This is a genomic window from Mangrovibrevibacter kandeliae, from assembly GCF_024519155.1.
Classification (GTDB): Bacteria; Pseudomonadota; Alphaproteobacteria; order Rhizobiales; family Rhizobiaceae; genus Mangrovibrevibacter; species Mangrovibrevibacter kandeliae.
Genome location: NZ_JANIFJ010000002.1, coordinates 348,233 through 364,246, shown reverse-complemented (window position 1 = coordinate 364,246; position 16,014 = coordinate 348,233). Strand labels below are relative to the sequence as shown.

Annotated in this window: 17 protein-coding genes; 7 read left to right on the top strand and 10 right to left on the bottom strand. The window is 69.8% G+C overall.

Annotated features, from left to right (window positions below; translation table 11 throughout):
- Window positions 1-65: 65 nt before the first annotated feature.
- The 5 genes from NPA30_RS08000 to NPA30_RS07980 are packed head-to-tail and all read right to left on the bottom strand — an operon-like array spanning window position 66 to window position 4,016.
- Window positions 66-1,337 carry an ABC transporter substrate-binding protein gene (locus NPA30_RS08000; RefSeq protein WP_256802073.1) on the bottom strand — a complete coding sequence of 424 codons (1,272 nt, stop codon included), beginning with the start codon at window positions 1,335-1,337 and terminating at the stop codon, window positions 66-68.
- A gap of 13 nt (window positions 1,338-1,350) precedes the next feature.
- Window positions 1,351-1,809, bottom strand: a complete 459-nt coding sequence (locus NPA30_RS07995) for a hypothetical protein (RefSeq protein WP_256802072.1) — start codon at window positions 1,807-1,809, stop codon at window positions 1,351-1,353.
- Complete coding sequence (locus NPA30_RS07990) at window positions 1,806-2,855, bottom strand: aldo/keto reductase (RefSeq protein WP_256802071.1); 1,050 nt, start codon at window positions 2,853-2,855, stop codon at window positions 1,806-1,808. The genes NPA30_RS07995 and NPA30_RS07990 overlap by 4 nt, the downstream gene beginning before the upstream one ends.
- Entirely contained in the window at window positions 2,855-3,217 is a 363-nt protein-coding gene (locus NPA30_RS07985; protein ID WP_256802070.1) for a TIGR04076 family protein, read from the bottom strand. The genes NPA30_RS07990 and NPA30_RS07985 overlap by 1 nt, the downstream gene beginning before the upstream one ends.
- On the bottom strand, window positions 3,207-4,016 hold the full coding sequence (locus NPA30_RS07980; RefSeq protein ID WP_256802069.1) for a GntR family transcriptional regulator: 810 nt from the start codon (window positions 4,014-4,016) through the stop codon (window positions 3,207-3,209). Before NPA30_RS07980 ends, NPA30_RS07985 begins: the two co-directional genes overlap by 11 nt.
- Before the next feature lie 202 nt (window positions 4,017-4,218).
- On the opposite strand from NPA30_RS07980, the gene NPA30_RS07975 reads away from it, so the two are divergent.
- The 7 genes from NPA30_RS07975 (at window position 4,219) to NPA30_RS07945 (ending at window position 11,330) form a co-directional block, all read left to right on the top strand.
- Window positions 4,219-5,013: an ABC transporter ATP-binding protein gene (locus NPA30_RS07975; RefSeq protein WP_256802067.1), complete on the top strand. Its 795-nt coding sequence runs from the start codon at window positions 4,219-4,221 to the stop codon at window positions 5,011-5,013.
- Window positions 5,010-5,762, top strand: coding sequence for an ABC transporter ATP-binding protein (locus tag NPA30_RS07970; RefSeq protein ID WP_256802066.1), 753 nt, complete (start codon window positions 5,010-5,012; stop codon window positions 5,760-5,762). The genes NPA30_RS07975 and NPA30_RS07970 overlap by 4 nt, the downstream gene beginning before the upstream one ends.
- Window positions 5,759-6,661 (top strand): branched-chain amino acid ABC transporter permease, encoded by a 903-nt coding sequence (locus NPA30_RS07965; RefSeq protein ID WP_256802065.1) that lies wholly within the window; start codon window positions 5,759-5,761, stop codon window positions 6,659-6,661. Before NPA30_RS07970 ends, NPA30_RS07965 begins: the two co-directional genes overlap by 4 nt.
- Entirely contained in the window at window positions 6,658-7,665 is a 1,008-nt protein-coding gene (locus NPA30_RS07960; RefSeq protein WP_256802064.1) for a branched-chain amino acid ABC transporter permease, read from the top strand. Before NPA30_RS07965 ends, NPA30_RS07960 begins: the two co-directional genes overlap by 4 nt.
- The gene (gene kynU / locus NPA30_RS07955; protein ID WP_256802063.1) at window positions 7,662-8,921 is read left to right on the top strand and encodes a kynureninase; all 1,260 of its coding nucleotides are present in this window, start codon (window positions 7,662-7,664) and stop codon (window positions 8,919-8,921) included. Before NPA30_RS07960 ends, kynU begins: the two co-directional genes overlap by 4 nt.
- Window positions 8,918-9,790: a tryptophan 2,3-dioxygenase gene (gene kynA / locus NPA30_RS07950; protein WP_372338766.1), complete on the top strand. Its 873-nt coding sequence runs from the start codon at window positions 8,918-8,920 to the stop codon at window positions 9,788-9,790. The genes kynU and kynA overlap by 4 nt, the downstream gene beginning before the upstream one ends.
- A gap of 70 nt (window positions 9,791-9,860) precedes the next feature.
- Window positions 9,861-11,330 carry an aldo/keto reductase gene (locus NPA30_RS07945; RefSeq protein WP_256802060.1) on the top strand — a complete coding sequence of 490 codons (1,470 nt, stop codon included), beginning with the start codon at window positions 9,861-9,863 and terminating at the stop codon, window positions 11,328-11,330.
- Window positions 11,331-11,352: 22 nt separating this feature from the next.
- Here NPA30_RS07945 and NPA30_RS07940 read toward each other — a convergent pair whose 3' ends face one another.
- The 5 genes from NPA30_RS07940 to NPA30_RS07920 form a co-directional block, all read right to left on the bottom strand.
- Window positions 11,353-11,595 (bottom strand): Lrp/AsnC family transcriptional regulator, encoded by a 243-nt coding sequence (locus NPA30_RS07940; RefSeq protein ID WP_256802056.1) that lies wholly within the window; start codon window positions 11,593-11,595, stop codon window positions 11,353-11,355.
- A 67-nt stretch (window positions 11,596-11,662) separates the two neighbouring features.
- Window positions 11,663-12,523, bottom strand: a complete 861-nt coding sequence (locus tag NPA30_RS07935) for an alpha/beta hydrolase (RefSeq protein WP_256802055.1) — start codon at window positions 12,521-12,523, stop codon at window positions 11,663-11,665.
- Between the two features lie 45 nt (window positions 12,524-12,568).
- Window positions 12,569-13,789, bottom strand: coding sequence for an acyl-CoA dehydrogenase (locus tag NPA30_RS07930; RefSeq protein ID WP_256802054.1), 1,221 nt, complete (start codon window positions 13,787-13,789; stop codon window positions 12,569-12,571).
- 121 nt (window positions 13,790-13,910) lie between these two features.
- Window positions 13,911-14,321, bottom strand: coding sequence for a RidA family protein (locus NPA30_RS07925; protein WP_256802408.1), 411 nt, complete (start codon window positions 14,319-14,321; stop codon window positions 13,911-13,913).
- 41 nt (window positions 14,322-14,362) lie between these two features.
- Window positions 14,363-16,009, bottom strand: coding sequence for an AMP-binding protein (locus tag NPA30_RS07920; RefSeq protein WP_256802053.1), 1,647 nt, complete (start codon window positions 16,007-16,009; stop codon window positions 14,363-14,365).
- Window positions 16,010-16,014 lie beyond the last annotated feature (5 nt).

Genomic DNA, 16,014 nt, shown 5'->3' with positions numbered 1-16,014 from the left:
CTCGACATGGTGTCAACGGACGCCGCCCCGCGGGGCGATGCGGCGTCCGTCGCGGCGCAAACGCCCTATTGCCCGAGCTTTGCCTTGAGCGCCGTCACGTCGTCCGCCGAGATCTCGCCGGTCGTCGTCACCTTGCCGTCGGCGATCTTCCAGAGCCGGAAGGGGCCGGTGATGTCGCCGTACTGGTCGAAGTTGACCGGGCCGATGACGCCTTCGTAGCGGATCGGCTTGCCCTCGGAGATCAGCTGCAGCGCCTTCTTGAACTCCTCCGGGCCGGCATAGATCGGCGCGCCCTTGGGATCGACGACCTGCGGGATCGCCGCGGTGATCGCGGCGGGCGTCACGTCGCCGTCCTTGTTCGCCTTAGCGATCGCGAGCCCGACGATGGCGCCGGCGTCATACGAGCGGTCCGCCGCCGGGGCATCGGGCGCGATGCCGCCCGAGAACGCGGCGTAGTTGGCATTGAAGTAGTCCGTGGAGGCCGTCGGGCTGGTGCCGGACGAGGTGCCATAGGCGTTCTCGAGGTATTTCGCGCCGACCGCCTCGATGAAGTCGGACGAGTTCATCCCGTCGTTCAGGAGGAAGGTCGCGGGACCGCCCTGGCTGATCCAGGCGCGGGCGATCGTCGCGCCGTCCACCGGATAGCTGATCAGGTAGAGGCCTTCCGGGTCGCCCTTCATCGCGGCCGTCGCCTCGGAGGCGTAGCTCGACTGCTTCTCGTTGTAGGGCGTGACCGAGGTGATCGTGCCGCCCAGCGCCTCGTAGGCCTTCTGGAACTCGCGCTCCATGTTGACGCCGAAGTCGTTGTTGACGTGGATGATCGCGAGCTTCTTGAGCCCCTGGTCGATGGCGTATTTCGCCGCCGCGGTGCCCTGCAGCGCATCGGACGTGATGGTGCGGAAGAAGATCCCGCCGGTCTTCCCCTCGCGGCCGAGCTCGGTCAGCGTCGGGGACGATGAGGCCGGCGAAATTTGCGGCACCTTGGCCGGCGCGGTCACCGAGGTGAGGATCGGGATCGTCACCGACGAGATGATGCCGCCGATCACGACCGGCACCTTCTTAACGTTGACGAGCTGGGTCGCCTGGTCAACGGCGACGTTGCCCTGGCTCTGCGAGTCGCGGGTGTCGCTTTCAAGCGTGCAGGCGCCGCCGGCCTCGTTGAGGTCGCGCAGCGCCATGTCGACCGACTTCGCGCCGGCCTGGCCGTACTGGCCGGCGGGACCGGTCAGCTCCATCACCATGCCGACCGTCACCTTGCAGTCGGCCGCGAAGGCGGACGTGCCGGCGGTGACCAGGACCGCGCCGATCGCGGTCGAAAGAAGCAGCGATTTCGTCATCGTCAATGCCTTCCTATGGGTTTGGCCGGGGGCACGCGCCACCGGTTCGGGGTGAAGGGATCAGGGTTTCCTGGAGGTGCCGCCACTGAACGCCGGCAGGACTGTGCGGCGCGGCGGTGAAGAGGGCGGTGGCGTGGCGCCGGCTCGTGGCGCTGCGCGAGGTCTGGTGCTCGACATAGGAGACGAGCGCGGCATCGGCGTTTTCCCAGACGACGGCCGTGTCCTCGATGCGGATCGCGAGGCCCATGCCGGCTTCCTCGGCAGAGCGCGTTGCGAGAAACGCCCGAAGATCGGCATAGGCGACGGTGCTCCCGTCCGGGGCGATCCGCCGGAATTCGGGCGAGAAGGCAGCGAGCCGCAGCGCAGTCGCGTCGGGATCGGCGCGGCCGGCGAACCGGTCTTCGAAGAAGGCGTGGCAGAGCCGCACCTCCTCGATGGCGAGACGTCCGAGACGGGCCGGCTCGGCGCTCATGCGACCTTGGAATTGAGGCTGTAGTGCATGATCGAGCCGTGCCGCCCCTCGCGGTCCCGCTCGATCTCGTAGACCTTGCCGGGGGGCATGGTCATCCGGGCCCGCACGGCGTCGATCGTGCGATGGTCCTCGGCATCGAGCGTCAGGTCGGCGATCGCGAGATTGGACGCGAGATGGCTGCGGTTGCGGGCGCCGACGATCACCCCGGCGACGCCCGGGCGATCGAGCACCCAGCGGCTGGCCACCGTGGCGATGTCCGTCCCGTGCCGGTCGGCGACGGCGCGCAGGGCCGCGAGCAGGTCCTGGAACACCCCCCAGCCGCCGATCTCCTCGATGATCAGGGCGTATTTGGTGAGCGAGCGGTTTTCGAGCGGCATCTGCGGCCGCGCGACGCCCAGCCACTTCTCGCTGAGGAAGCCGCCGGCGACCGATCCGTAGCACAGCAGCTGGACGCCACGTTCCCGTGCCGCCGCCACCATCTGGCGCTCGGGGCGCGTGTCGAGCACCGAATACTGCACCTGCATCGACACGAGGGGCACGCCGGCCTCGCACATCGCGACGACATGCGGGGTGTCGAAGTTCGTGCCGCCGACATTGCGGATCTTTCCGGCCTGTCGCAGCTCGCCGAGCCAGCCGGCGGTCTCGAGCCAGCCCTCGACCGCGTAATCCCACCAGTGGAACTGGACGAGGTCCAGCCGTTCCGTCCTCAGCCGCGCGAGCGAAACGTCGATGGCGGCCTCGACGGATTGGCGGCTCATCTTGCCGAGCTTGTCGAGGTCCGGCACGAATTTGGTGTGCACCCGGATCCGGTCGAGTGCGGCCTGCCCGCGCTCCTGCCGATAGGCTTGCCGGAACTCGCCGATGATCTCCTCGACGCCGGTGTAGATGTCGGCGCAATCGAAGGTGACGATCCCGGCGTCGGCGAAGGCGGCGAGATCGGCGATGCTCCCGGCGCGGTCGACGGGGCCGTGGCCGCCGGCGAGCTGCCAGTTGCCGCGGATGACCCGGGAGATGCGGTGGTCGTCGGAAAGCTCGGCGTATTGCATCAGGCGTCCTTGGCGTCGGAGAGCGGGACCGCGGTCGTGTCGGCATGACGGAACCGCCGCAGGCCGAGGCGGGTGATCCGGAACCGGGTCGGGCAGTTCGGGTCGGGGCAGGCGACCTCGGCGTCGGTCGACATCCAGTCGTTGCGATGGGTCGGCCGCTGCTTGGCCGGCAACAGCGGCAGGAGGGCCGCGAGGGAGTAGATCGAGAAGCCCTGGCCATCGGGAAAATGCAGCATCTCGCCGCGCATCTCGAAGCTGTCGCCCGGCCGCGCGCCGCAATAGATCGTCGCCCCGGCCGGGCTGACCACCTCGACCTTCAGGTCGTAGAGTTCGAAGACGTCGCCATCGCCGTCAGACTGCATCCTGTCCCTCCCCTCTGTTGTCGTCGGCGGTCTCGATCCGGGCCCGCAGGAGATCGAAGGCCCGGCCGATGTCCTGCCGCAGGGCCTCGATCGCCGCCTCGGCGTCGCGCCGTTCCAGCGCCTCGACGATCTGCCAGTGATGATGGGTCGCCGACAGGCCGTCGGCGGCATCGTAGATGTTGGCCGAGGCTCGGATGAAGGGGCCGGACTGCAGCCAGAGGCTCTCGATGATCGGCAGGAGCACCTTGGATCCGGCCGCCCGGTAGATGACGAAATGGAAGGCGTGGTTGTAGGCGGCGCGGTGTGCGTGGTCGCCGCCCGACACCATCGTCTCGTCATAGGCACGGGTGATCTGCCGGAGCTGCGCGATATCCTCGGCGCCGAGCCGCGGCGTCGCGAGCCGCACGGCCTCGCCCTCGATGAGACCTCGCGCCCGCGCCACGTCTTCCAGCCGCTCGCGGCTGACGAGCGGCACGCGGACGGACCGGTTGGGGAGCGCCTCGAGCGCCTGTTCGGCAACGAGGCGCGCGAGCGCTTCGCGCACCGGCATGGTGCTGGTTTCGAGCCGCGCGGCGACGTCGAGGATGCGCAGGACCTCGCCTGCGTCGAACTGGCCCTCGATCAGCGCGCGGCGCAGCTGCTGGTAGACCCGGCTCTGGACGGTGCGCCGCTCGACCGGCTCGATCGCCGACAGCGAGGAGGCTGTGCCCGCGCGGTCTCGGCCCGACGCCCTCGTCGCCGCGTTCCAGGGATCCTCGGAGCCGTCAGCCCCGATGGCCAGCGGGCCACCCTTCGCCATCGATCCTCGCCGTGCTTGACTTGTCTGACGCCGCGCATTTGCGGCTTGCCAACCAAACGCTAGCCAAATAGCGTGCAGCTGTAAAGTTTGATCAAAGATCATGCAGATGGCCCGCAGTGGCTGGCGCGAAGTGGAACGAGCGGTGTCCGGCACCCCCGCTACATCCCCCCAATCGAACGGATCGGACCGGCCAAGCGGCGGCGTGTCCGGGCGTTCTGCGCACGGGCAGGCGCCGGTCGCGCTCGAGGTCCGCGATGCTGGGATCGCCTTTGGCGGGGTGAAGGCCGTCGATGCGATGTCGCTGCGGGTGGCGACAGGCGAGGTGATCGGGCTGATCGGCCCGAACGGCGCTGGCAAGACGACGATGTTCAACCTCATTGCCGGCACGCTCCAGCCGGACAGCGGCGCGATCTCCATCGGTGGCGCCCGGGTCGAGCGTGAGACTGCCGCGCGCCGGACGAGCCGGGGGCTGGCGCGCACCTTCCAGATTCCGCGGCCCTTCGCGGGGATGACGGTTCTGGAAAACATGCTGACGGCGGTGCAGGGGCAGGCCGGGGAGAGCCTGCTCGGGAACCTGCTGGCGCCAGGCAGGGTTCGGCGCGAAGAGCGCGCGGCCATCGAGCGGGCGCACGAGCTCCTCGACTTCCTGCAGCTGTCGCGGCTCGCCGGCGAAGAGGCCCGCGTTCTTTCGGGCGGCCAGCGCAAGCTGCTCGAACTCGGCCGTGCGCTGATGGCAAAGCCGCGCATCGTCCTCCTCGACGAGCCGGCGGCCGGGGTGAACCCGGCGCTCCTCGACTTCATCATCGATCGCATCGCCGCGATCAACGCCGAGGGGATCACCATCCTCCTGATCGAGCACAACATCGAGATGATCGCCCGCCTCTGCACTCGCGTCGTCGTGATGGCGGCGGGTCGATGGCTGGCGGAGGGGCGGCCGGAGGCGGTGACCGCCGATCCGCGCGTGGTCGAAGCCTATCTCGGCGGAGCCCCGGCATGACCCCGGTGCATCCTTCCGTCGTGCTTCGCACCAGCGCACTCGTCGCCGGCTACGAGCCGGACCTGCCGATCGTGAAGGGCGTCGACCTCGCCGTCGAGCGCGGCGACTTCCTCGTGATCCTCGGACCGAACGGCGCCGGCAAATCCACCCTCGTCAAGGCGATCGCAGGCCTCGTCCCGATCCATGGCGGCACCATCGCACTGGAGGACGAGGACATCACCGCACGCGCGGCGCACCGGCTGGTCGGCGCCGGCCTCGCCTTCGTGCCGCAGACCGAGAACGTCTTCACGACGCTGTCCATCGACGAGAACCTGAAGCTCTGCGCCGGGGTTCTCCCCGCAGCGCTACGAGCCGAACGGATCGAGGCCGCCTATGCGATGTTCCCCGACCTCGCCGCCCGCCGCGCGATGGCCGCCGGCGGCCTGTCGGGCGGCCAGCGCCAGATGCTGGCGACCGCGCGGGCGCTCCTGATCGAGCCGCGGGTCATCATCCTCGACGAGCCCTCGGCCGGCCTCTCGCCCAAGCTCGTCGGCGAGGTCTTCGAGACGCTCGCGCGGGTGAACGCCACCGGCGTCACCATCGTCCTCGTCGAGCAGAACGTGCGGGCCGGGCTCGGCGCGGCCAAGTCCGCGCTCGTCCTTGCCGATGGCCGCGTGGTGCATCGCGGACCCGCCGCCGGCCTGGCCGACGATCCGGCGCTCGGCGAGATGTTCCTCGGCCGGCACGCGCCGCAGGGATGGGCGGCATGAACGCGCAGGCGCTCATCGACGGGCTGATCGCCGGCGCGATGATCGGGCTCGGCGCGATTGGCGTGACGCTCACCTACTCGATCCTGCGCTTTGCGAACTTCGCCCATGGCGAGTTCATCGCCTGGGGTGCCTACTTCGCCCTCGCGCTGGTCTCGACCCTCGGCGTCGGGATGGATCCGATCGGGCCGTTCTCCTTCGGCTGGATGCTGATCGTCGCGGCGGTGCTGGCGGCCCTCCTGACGGGCGGGCTCGCGGTGCTTCTCGACCGGCTGCTGTTCGCCTCCTTCCGCAGCCGGGGGTCGGCGACGATCATCATGGTGATCGCGAGCTTCGGGGCCTCGATGGCCCTGCGGGCGCTGCTCGAGTTCGTTTTCACCTCGAAGCCCGTCTACTTCACCCGCGAGCTCCAGATCGCCGTGCGGCTCGGCGGCGGCATGCGGGCGACCCCGGACCAGCTGCTGATGCTGGCGGTGACGGCGGTGCTGGTGCTCGGCGTCCATCTCCTGCTGACGCGCTCGGCCATTGGCCGGCAGATGCGCGCGGTCAGCGAAAACCCGACGCTCGCCCGGCTCGCCGGCGTCGACGTGCGCCGGGTCATCCGCTGGGTGTGGTTCCTCGGCGGTTCGCTCGCCGCCTCGGCCGGCGTGATGTCGGGCCTCCTCGTGCAGATCCGGCCCTACATGGGCTTCGATCTCCTGCTGCCGCTGTTCGCGGCGGCGATCCTCGGGGGCATCGGCTCGGTGCCGGGCGCCATCCTCGGCGGGCTGATCGTCGGCCTGTGCGAATCCTTCGCGGTCGAGCTGATCGGCGCCGAGTGGCGGGCGGCCGTCGGCTTCGTCGTGCTGACGCTGGTCCTCCTGCTGCGCCCGCAGGGCATCCTGGGACAGGTCGCGCGATGATTGATCTCGTCGGCTACGGCGCCTTCTTCCTGACCATCGCTTTGTCCTATGCGATCATCGCGCTGGGACTGAACGTGCAGTGGGGACAGACCGGCCTCTTCAACGTCGGGGTGGCGGGCTTCGTCGCCATCGGCGCCTATGTCTCGGGTCTCCTGACGACGCCGGATGCGACCGGGCGGATCGGCGGGTTCGGCCTGCCGATCCTCGTGGGGTGGCTGGCCGCGATCCTCGCCGGCGCGCTGCTCGCCTACGCGGTCGGCTGGCTGACGATCCGGCTGCGGGCCGATTATCTCGCGATCACCACCTTCGGCTTCGCGGTCACGGTCCAACTCGCGGCGCTGAACCTCGAAAGCCTCACCGGCGGCCCCTTCGGGATGAGCTTCATCCCGCGGCCCTTCGCGTCCGCGGCCGGCGATCCCGTGCGCTTCGGCCTCCTCAATCTCGGCCTCGTCGCGCTCGTCCTGCTCGTGGCCTATTTCGTCGTCGAGCATCTGACCGCGTCGCCCTGGGGGCGGGTCCTGCGCGCCATCCGCGAGGACGAGCCGGCGGCCGTCTCGCTTGGCAAGAGCGCGGCGCGCTTCCGCCTCCAGGCCTTTGCGGTCGGCGGCGCGCTGATGGCGCTCGGGGGCGCCGTGCAGGCGCATTTCATCGGCTTCATCGCGCCGGACAACTACCTGCCGCTCCTGACCTTCCAGGTCTGGACGATGCTGATCGTGGGCGGCTCGGGCAACAATCGCGGCGCCATCGCCGGGTCCGTCGTCGTCTGGGCGCTCTGGGCCGTCTCTGCATCGGTCATCGGCCAGGTCATGCCGGCGGGAGAGCAGGCGCGCGGCGCGTCGCTGCAGATCGTCCTGATCGGCGTCGCGCTGTGCGTCATTCTGCTGCTGCGGCCCCGAGGCCTGATCGGGGAGCGCCGGACCGTGTCGCGGCACGTGGCCGGCGCGCGGCGTGGAGAGAGATCAGGGACCATGGTCGCGACCGGCAGGGAGACACCGACACCATGACGACGACCAACTTCGCCGGGCTCGCGCGGGCCGACGTCGAGGCGCTGGATGCGAACGATCCGCTGCGCGGCCTTCGCGATGCCTTCCACGTGCCCGATGGCCTGCTCTATCTCGACGGCAACTCGCTCGGCCCGATGGCGCATCGGGTGCGCGAAAGGGTGCGCAAGGCGGTCGAGCAGGAATGGGCCGACGGGCTGATCGGCTCGTGGAACGACGCCGGCTGGGTCGACCTCCCGCGCCGCGTCGGCGGGAAGATCGCCCGGCTGGTCGGGGCTCAGGCAAGGAGCGTGGTCGCGACCGACTCGACCTCGGTCAACCTCTTCAAGGTTCTCGCCGCCGCCCTGCAGCTATCGCCCGAGCGACGGGTGATCGTCTCGGAGCGCAGCAACTTTCCGACCGATCTCTACATGGCCGAGGGCATCGCGAGCCTCGCCGGCCGCGGTCACGAGTTGCGCCTCGTCGACGATCCGGCCGAAATTCCTGCCGCTTTGGACGAGCGCGTCGCCGTCCTGATGCTGACCCATGTCAGCTACCGCACCGGCCTGATCCACGACATGGCCGATCTCACCCGCCGCGCCCACGACTGCGGCGCCCTGACGATCTGGGATCTCGCCCACTCCGCCGGCGCGCTGCCGGTCGACCTCGAGGGCGCCGACGCCGACTTCGCCATCGGCTGCGGCTACAAGTACCTGAACGGCGGTCCGGGCGCCCCGGCCTTCCTCTATGTCGCCCCCGGCCTGCAGGCCCGCGCGACGCAGCCGCTGTCCGGCTGGTTCGGCCATGCGGCGCCCTTCGCCTTCGATTCCGGCTACCGCCCGGCCGACGGCATCGACCGGTTCCTGACCGGCACGCCCGGGGTGATCTCGATGAGCGCGCTCGACGCCGCGCTCGACATCTTCGACGCGGTCGAGATGGCGGCCCTGCGGACGAAGTCGGTGGCCCTGTGCGAGCTCTTCCTGGCGCAGGTCGAGGCGCGCTGCCGCGGTCTCGGCGTCGCGCTCGTCAGCCCGCGCGAGGCGGACAGGCGGGGCAGCCAGGTGTCGTTCGCGCACCCGAACGCCTATGCCGTCATGCAGGCCCTGATCGCCCGCCGCGTCGTCGGCGACTTCCGGGCGCCCGACATCCTGCGCTTCGGCTTCACCCCGCTCTACACGCGCTACACCGACGCCTTCGACGCCGCGGCGGTGATGCACGAGGTTCTCGCGTCGGGCGAATGGGAGCGACCCGAGTTCAACGTGCGGAGGGCCGTGACATGACGACGGGCGGACACGACGTCGGGGCGGATCCGCGCGGCCACGAGCGGGTCGCCGAGACGGAGGGCGCGCACCTCTCGATGGCCGGCGAGATGGCCTATGCCGACTATCTCGCCCTCGATCAGGTCCTGTCGGCCCAGCATCCGATCAGCGACCATCACGACGAGCCGCTGTTCATCATCCAGCACCAGACCACCGAGCTCTGGCTGAAGCTCATCCTGCACGAGCTGAAGGGGGCGCGCGGGGCGATCGCCGCCGACCGCATCGACCAGGCCGAGAAGATGATGTCGCGGGTGGCGCGGATCTTCGTGCAGCTGATCCAGGCCTGGGACGTGCTGTCGACGCTGACACCCGCCGACTACATGCAGTTCCGCCATCTCCTGGGGAAGTCCTCCGGCTTCCAGTCGCACCAGTACCGGGCGGTCGAGTTCATCCTCGGCAACAAGAACGCCGCGATGCTGCGCCCGCACGCGCATCGGCCGCCGATCCATGCCGAGCTCGGTGCGCTGCTGGCCGAGCCGAGCCTCTACGACGCGGTGCAGCGCCTCCTGGCGCGGCGCGGCTTCGCGATCGACGCGGCGCATCTGGACCGCGACCTCACGCGGCCCTACGAGGGGGATCCGACGGTGGAGGAGGCCTGGCTCGCGGTCTATCGCGACGTCGACCGCCACTGGGACCTGTACCATCTGGCCGAGAAGCTGGTCGATTTCGAGCAGGCCTTCCGCAACTGGCGCTTTGCCCACATGACCACCGTCGCGCGCATCATCGGCTATCGCCGCGGCACCGGGGGCACCAGCGGCGTCAACTATCTCGAGGCGATGCTGAAGGTGCGGCTCTTCCCGGAGCTGTGGGACCTGCGCACGCGCCTCTGAGCTCCGCTCAATCCTGCGTCCGACGCCGGCACGAGGCCGGCCGCTTCTCCGACAACGACGAGTGATCCCCATGACCGACCGTCCCGAGCGCTTCCAGCTCACGCCGGACCTTTCCATCAGCCGCATCCTGACCGGCCTCTGGCAGGTCGCCGACATGGAGAAGGATGCCGGCCCGCTCGAGCTCGACGCGGCGGCCGCCGCGCTCGGCGCCTATGCCGACGCGGGCTTCGACACCTTCGACATGGCCGATCACTACGGCAGCGCCGAGCTCGTCGCCGGCCGGCTGCTGGCCGGGCGGCAGGGCGCCGGACGGCCGCTCGCCTTCACCAAGTGGTGCCCCGCGCCTGGCCCGATGACGCCGCAGACCGTGCGCGCCGGCGTCGAGGAGCGGCTGGAGCGGCTCGGCGTCGACCGGGTCGACCTCCTGCAGTTCCACTGGTGGACCTTCGAGCATCCGGCCTGGCTCGATGCGCTGCACGGGTTCAAGGCGCTGCAGGAGGAGGGGCGGATCGGCGCGATCGGACTGACGAACGTGGACGCGGCGCATCTGGCGCTGGCCGTCGCGGACGGCATTCCGGTCGTCTCCAACCAGGTGTCCTTCTCGCTGATCGACCGGCGGGCCGGCGGCGACCTTTCGGCGGTCTGCGCGCGCACCGGCACCAGCCTCTTCGCCTATGGCACGCTGTGCGGCGGGTTCCTGACTGATCGCTGGCTCGGGCAGCCGGAGCCGGAGGCGATCGGCGACTGGAGCGGCATGAAGTACAAGCGCTTCATCGACGCCGCCGGCGGCTGGAGCGTGCTGCAGGCCATCCTCGAGGCCGCTGCCGCGATCGGCCGCCGACACGGCGTCTCGATCGCCAATGTCGCGACGCGCTGGGTGCTGGATCATCCGGCGGTCGCCGGGGTGATCATCGGCGCCCGGCTCGGCGAGCGTGAGCACCGCGCCGACAACCTGAAGCTCTTCGACTTCGCCTTCGACGAGGCCGACCGGGCGCAGCTGAGCGAGGCGCTGGCCAAGGCGACGCCGATCCCGGGCGACTGCGGCGACGAGTACCGCAAGCCGCCTTACCTCACCGCGTCCGGCGACCTCAGCCATCATCTCGATGCGATCCCGTCGATCTACACGGCCGAGCCGGTGCCGGGGCGGCCGGGCCGCGCCCGCGTCTCCTCCGGCAGCGTCTGGGAGCCGCTCGCCGGATACAGCCGCGCGGTGCGCGAGGGCGACCGCATCCTCGTCTCCGGCACGACCGCCACGCACGGCAGCGACCGGGTCGTCGCGTCAGGCGATCCCGGAGCGCAGGCCACCTACGCCCTCGACAAGATCGCCGCGAGCCTCAAGGCGCTGGGCGGCACGATGGAGGACGTGGTGCGCACGCGCGTCTATCTGCGGGACGTCGCCGACTGGGAGCCGGTGTCGCGCGCCCATGGCCGGGCCTTCGGCGACGTTCGGCCGGCCAACACGCTGCTCGCGGCGGGCGCGCTCGTCGGCGACTATGCCGTGGAGATCGAGGCCGAGGCGGTGGTCGCCCCGCAGCCTTGAAGCAGGACGCGCGGCGTTCGCGCTACCCGAACGCCTTGAACGCGACGAGGGTGAAGGTGTCGGCGACGCCGTCGATGATCTGGAGGCGCTGGGTCACGAAGCGGCCGATGTCCTGCTCGTGCGACAGGTAGAACTTGGCGATCAGGTCGTAGTGCCCGGAGGTCGAGAACACCTCCGAGATCTCCTCGATCTCCTGAACGAGGTCGTCCGCGACCTTGTAGGCCATGCCCGGCCGGCACTTGAACTGCACGAAGATGGCTTGCATGGCGGGGGTCTCCTGTCGCCTGCGTGAGCGCCTGCGGGCATCGCCGCCAGGCGATGGGATGATCGGTCTAGAGCGGGCGCGCGCCGGTCAGGCGTGCGACGAGCTCGCTGTTCGGATCGATCAGGTCGTCGACGACGTCGAAGTGGTGCCGTCCCGGCCGCTCGATCGCCCGGGTCGTCACGCCGAAGCCATGCCAGGCATTGGCGAGGAGCGCGTTCTGGCGGCGGAACTCGGGAAGCTCGGCGCCGCCGACGAGGCAGGTGAGGTCGATGCCGGCGCGCGGCTCCAGAAGGGCCGGACTCTCGGCGCGCGCCGTCGGACGGTCGAGCCGGAGCGCCGCGTTCATGCCGGTGAGCATGATCGGGCGAAGGTCGTGGCAGCCGCTGATCGAGACGACGCGCTCGATGCGCGCCGCCGTCTCGGCCGCGATCTGCGCATCGGTGCAGAGCATGCGGGAGACGAGGTGCCCGCCGGCCGAGTGGCCGGACAGGTTGATCGGCCCTTCGAAGCGGCCCGCCACCTGGTCCAGGAAGCGGCCGATCTCGCGGGTGATCTCGGGGATCGTCGCGTCCGGGCAGAGGGTGTACTCGGGCAGAGCGACCGCGAAGCCGCGGGCAAGCGCGCCGGCGGCGAAATGCGACCAGTTGCCGATCTCCTGGCTCTTCCAGTAGCCGCCGTGGATGAACACGGCGAGCCCGACCGGTGCAGCCTCGGGCAGGAAGAGGTCGTAGTGCTGGCGAGGACGGTCCCCGTAGCGCAGGCCGAGCTCGGCGCGGCCGGCGCCTGCGAGCTCGCTGCGGAACGCCTTCGCATCGGCCTGCCAGCGCGGCACGAACTGGGCGGCGCCTTCGATCGCGCCGCTGTTGTCATAGGCCGTGTCATAATCGGCGAGACGCTCGCCGCCGGTCCAGATCGTGTCGAGGTCCATGGCTGGCTGCTCCTTTTGAGCCGATCGATGCGCGCGGCCGGGGGGTCAGTAGAACGCCTGAAGCCCCGTCTGCGCCTTGCCGAGGATCAGCGCATGGACGTCGTGCGTCCCCTCGTAGGTGTTCACCGTCTCGAGGTTCTGCGCGTGCCGCATCACGTGGTACTCGCCCATGATGCCGTTGCCGCCGTGCATGTCGCGGGCGACCCGCGCGATGTCGAGCGCCTTGCCGCAGTTGTTGCGCTTGACGATGGAGATCATCTCCGGGGCCATCTTGCCCTCGTCGAACAGGCGGCCGACGCGGAGCGAGGCCTGGAGGCCGAGCGCGATCTCGGTCTGCATGTCGGCGAGCTTCTTCTGGACGAGCTGCGTCGCGGCGAGCGGACGGCCGAACTGGGTGCGCTCCAGCGTGTAGGACAGCGCCCGCTTCCAGCAGTCCTCGGCCGCGCCCATGGTGCCCCAGGAAATGCCGTAGCGCGCCCGGTTGAGGCAGCCGAAGGGGCCGCGCAGGCCGGAGACGTTCGGCAGGAGGTTTTCCTCGGGCACCTCGACGCCGTCCATTACGATCTCGCCGGTGATGGAGGCCCGCAGCGACAGCTTGCCCTCGATCTTCGGGGCAGTCAGCCCCTTCATGCCCTTGTCCAGGATGAAGCCCCGGATCTTGCCGTCATGGGCCATCGACTTCGCCCAGACGACGAAGACGTCGGCGATCGGCGAGTTGGATATCCACATCTTGGCCCCCGAGAGCCGGTAGCCCCCGTCGATCTTTTCGGCCCGGGTCTTCATGCCGGCCGGGTCGGACCCCGCGTCGGGCTCGGTGAGGCCGAAGCAGCCGACGAACTCGCCGGTCGCCAGCTTGGGGAGATATTTCTTGCGCTGGGCTTCGTCGCCATAGGCGTAGATCGGATACATCACCAGCGAGGACTGGACGCTCATCATCGAGCGGTAGCCGGAATCGACCATCTCGACCGCGCGGGCGACGAGCCCGTAGGAGACGTAGGAGGCGCCGGCGCAGCCGTAGTCTTCCGGAACGGTGATGCCGAGGAGCCCGAGCTCGCCCATCTCGTTGAAGATCGCGCGATCGGTGGTCTCGTTCTGGTAGGCCTCGATCACCCGCGGACGGAGCTTCTCCTCGGCGAAGGCGCGGGCGGTCTCGTAGATCAGCCGCTCGTCCTCAGTCAGCTGGTCCTCCAGGCGGAACGGGTCGGCCCAGTCGAAGCTGGCGCTCTGCGCGGCATGGGCCGAAGTGTGTGCCGGGGCGGTGGACATGGCGTAATCCTCTCGTCGTCGTCTTGCATCGCTGAGTCACACCGGCGGGCACGACGCGCGGCCGGGTGGGGGTCTGACGCCGTCGGCGTCGGCTGGAGGCGCGGTCCCGATGGACGCGCGATCAATCCGGCAGGATCGCCGTCGCCTCGATCTCGACCAGCGCCTCCGGCTCGACGAGATCGGAGACCTCGACGAGCGCCATCGCCGGGTAGTGCCGGCCGAGCACCGCGCGGTACACGGCACCGAGCTCGCCGAGAGCGGCGCGATAGGTCGGAATGCTCTTCACGTACCAGGTCAGGCGGGCGATGTGCTCCGGCCCGCCGCCCGCGGTCTCGACCACGGCGACGATGTTCTTCAGCGTCTGCTCGACTTGGGGGACGAAGCCGTGCGCGAAGACCTCGTTCTCGTCCCAGCCGACCAGTCCGCCCGTCAGCACCATGCGGCCGCGGCCCATCATGCCGTTGGCGTAGCCCTTCGGCTTCTTCCAGTTCGAGGGCTGCAGCACGGTCAGCGTCTCGTCGCTCTGTCGCACCGTGGACGACGCCGCTTCGCCGGCAAGCGGTCGGGGCAGGTTCACACGTTTTCTCCCTCTTTCGCAGCGTCCGCCTCGGCCTGTCGGCGGAGCGCGAAGCGTTGCAGCTTTCCTGATTCGGTCTTCGGCAGCGCGTCGACAAAGACGACCGACCTCGGATACTTGTAGGGCGCGAGCTCGCGCTTGACGTGCTCCTGCAGCGCCTTGGCGAGCTCGGGCGATGCTGTATGGCCTTCGCTCAGAACGACATAGGCCTTCACGATGCGACCGCGATCGGCGTCGGGTGCGCCGACCACCCCGGCCTCCAACACGCTCGGATGAGCAAGGAGCGCGGCCTCCACCTCCGGTCCGGCGATGTTATAGCCCGCCGACACGATCATGTCGTCGTTGCGGGCCTGGAACCAGAAGTAGCCGTCCTCGTCCTCGGCATAAGTGTCGCCGGTGATGTTCCAGCCCTTCTCGACATAGGCCTTCTGGCGCTCGTCGGCGAGATAGCGGCAGCCGATCGGGCCGCGCACCGCCAGCCGGCCCGGCGTGCCGCGCGGCAGGTCGGCCCCGTTCGCGTCGACGATCTTCGCCTCGTAGCCCGGCACGGGCTTGCCCGTCGCGCCGGGGCGGATGTCGTCCTCGCAGGCGGCAATGAAGATGTGCAGCATCTCGGTCGCGCCGATGCCGTCCATCAGCTTGATCCCGGTCGCCTCCAGCCATGCGTCGAAGGTCGGCTTCGGCAGCGTCTCGCCGGCCGACACGCACTTGCGCAGGGAGGAGAGGTCGTAGTCCGCGCGCTTGGCGAGGATCGCCCGGTAGGCGGTCGGCGCGGTGAAGGAGATCGTCGCGCGGTACTCGCCGATGGCCTTCGCCAGATCCGGCGGGCCCGCACGCTCCAGAAGCACGGCCGATGCGCCGACCCGGAACGGAAACAGGACGAGGCCGCCGAGGCCAAAGGTGAAGGCGAGCGGCGGGGAGCCGATGAAGATGTCGTCCTCGGTCGCCTGCAACACCTCGCGGGCGTAGCAGTCGCAGATGACGAGAAGGTCGCGATGGGTGTGGATCGTCGCCTTCGGCATCCCCGTCGTACCCGAGGTGAAGCCGAGAAGGCAGGGATCTTCGGCTCGCGTCGCCGGGGCGTGGAAGTGGTCCGGCGCGCCCTCGAGCAGAGCCCCGAGCTCGCCGCCGGCGGTGCCCGTCCAGGTCACGATCCGGGCCGGCGCGACGGCGCCCGCCACGGCCTTTTCCATCTCCTCGACGAGCGACGCGTCGCAGAGCGCGAGGCCGATCTTCGCCTTGTCGAGCACCTGGACGAGTTCGCGCGCCCTGAGGAGCGGCATCGTCGCGACGACGATGCCGCCGGCCTTGATGATCGCCATGTAGAGCGCGACCTTGGTCGGGTTGTTCGCCGACCGCAGGAGGACGCGGTTGCCCGGGACGAGGCCGAGCGTCCGCGTGAGGACGTTGGCCATCCGGTCGATGGTCCGGGCGAGTTCGCCGTAGGTCCAGCGGATCCCACCGGGGGCGAGGAGGGCCACCCGGTCGCCGCGGCCCTCCGCGACGTGCCGGTCCACCAGTTCGACGGTGGCGTTCAGCGCCTCGGGGTAGCCGAGCCGGTCGAGGTTGATGAAGTCCGGCATGAGGTCCGCCGGCGGCATGTTGTCGAGGACGAAGGTGTCGACATGGCAGGTCCCGGACATGACTG

What these genes read in the sequence shown, in the direction of transcription:
- NPA30_RS07965 (WP_256802065.1), top strand. Translation starts at nt 5,759, where the DNA reads ATGAACGCGCAGGCGCTCATCGACGGGCTGATCGCCGGCGCGATGATC.
- NPA30_RS07930 (WP_256802054.1), bottom strand. Translation starts at nt 13,789, where the DNA reads ATGTCCACCGCCCCGGCACACACTTCGGCCCATGCCGCGCAGAGCGCC.
- NPA30_RS07945 (WP_256802060.1), top strand. Translation starts at nt 9,861, where the DNA reads ATGACCGACCGTCCCGAGCGCTTCCAGCTCACGCCGGACCTTTCCATC.
- NPA30_RS07980 (WP_256802069.1), bottom strand. Translation starts at nt 4,016, where the DNA reads ATGGCGAAGGGTGGCCCGCTGGCCATCGGGGCTGACGGCTCCGAGGAT.
- NPA30_RS07985 (WP_256802070.1), bottom strand. Translation starts at nt 3,217, where the DNA reads ATGCAGTCTGACGGCGATGGCGACGTCTTCGAACTCTACGACCTGAAG.
- NPA30_RS07995 (WP_256802072.1), bottom strand. Translation starts at nt 1,809, where the DNA reads ATGAGCGCCGAGCCGGCCCGTCTCGGACGTCTCGCCATCGAGGAGGTG.
- NPA30_RS07990 (WP_256802071.1), bottom strand. Translation starts at nt 2,855, where the DNA reads ATGCAATACGCCGAGCTTTCCGACGACCACCGCATCTCCCGGGTCATC.
- NPA30_RS07940 (WP_256802056.1), bottom strand. Translation starts at nt 11,595, where the DNA reads ATGCAAGCCATCTTCGTGCAGTTCAAGTGCCGGCCGGGCATGGCCTAC.
- NPA30_RS08000 (WP_256802073.1), bottom strand. Translation starts at nt 1,337, where the DNA reads ATGACGAAATCGCTGCTTCTTTCGACCGCGATCGGCGCGGTCCTGGTC.
- NPA30_RS07970 (WP_256802066.1), top strand. Translation starts at nt 5,010, where the DNA reads ATGACCCCGGTGCATCCTTCCGTCGTGCTTCGCACCAGCGCACTCGTC.
- NPA30_RS07935 (WP_256802055.1), bottom strand. Translation starts at nt 12,523, where the DNA reads ATGGACCTCGACACGATCTGGACCGGCGGCGAGCGTCTCGCCGATTAT.
- NPA30_RS07920 (WP_256802053.1), bottom strand. Translation starts at nt 16,009, where the DNA reads ATGTCCGGGACCTGCCATGTCGACACCTTCGTCCTCGACAACATGCCG.
- kynA (WP_372338766.1), top strand. Translation starts at nt 8,918, where the DNA reads ATGACGACGGGCGGACACGACGTCGGGGCGGATCCGCGCGGCCACGAG.
- kynU (WP_256802063.1), top strand. Translation starts at nt 7,662, where the DNA reads ATGACGACGACCAACTTCGCCGGGCTCGCGCGGGCCGACGTCGAGGCG.
- NPA30_RS07960 (WP_256802064.1), top strand. Translation starts at nt 6,658, where the DNA reads ATGATTGATCTCGTCGGCTACGGCGCCTTCTTCCTGACCATCGCTTTG.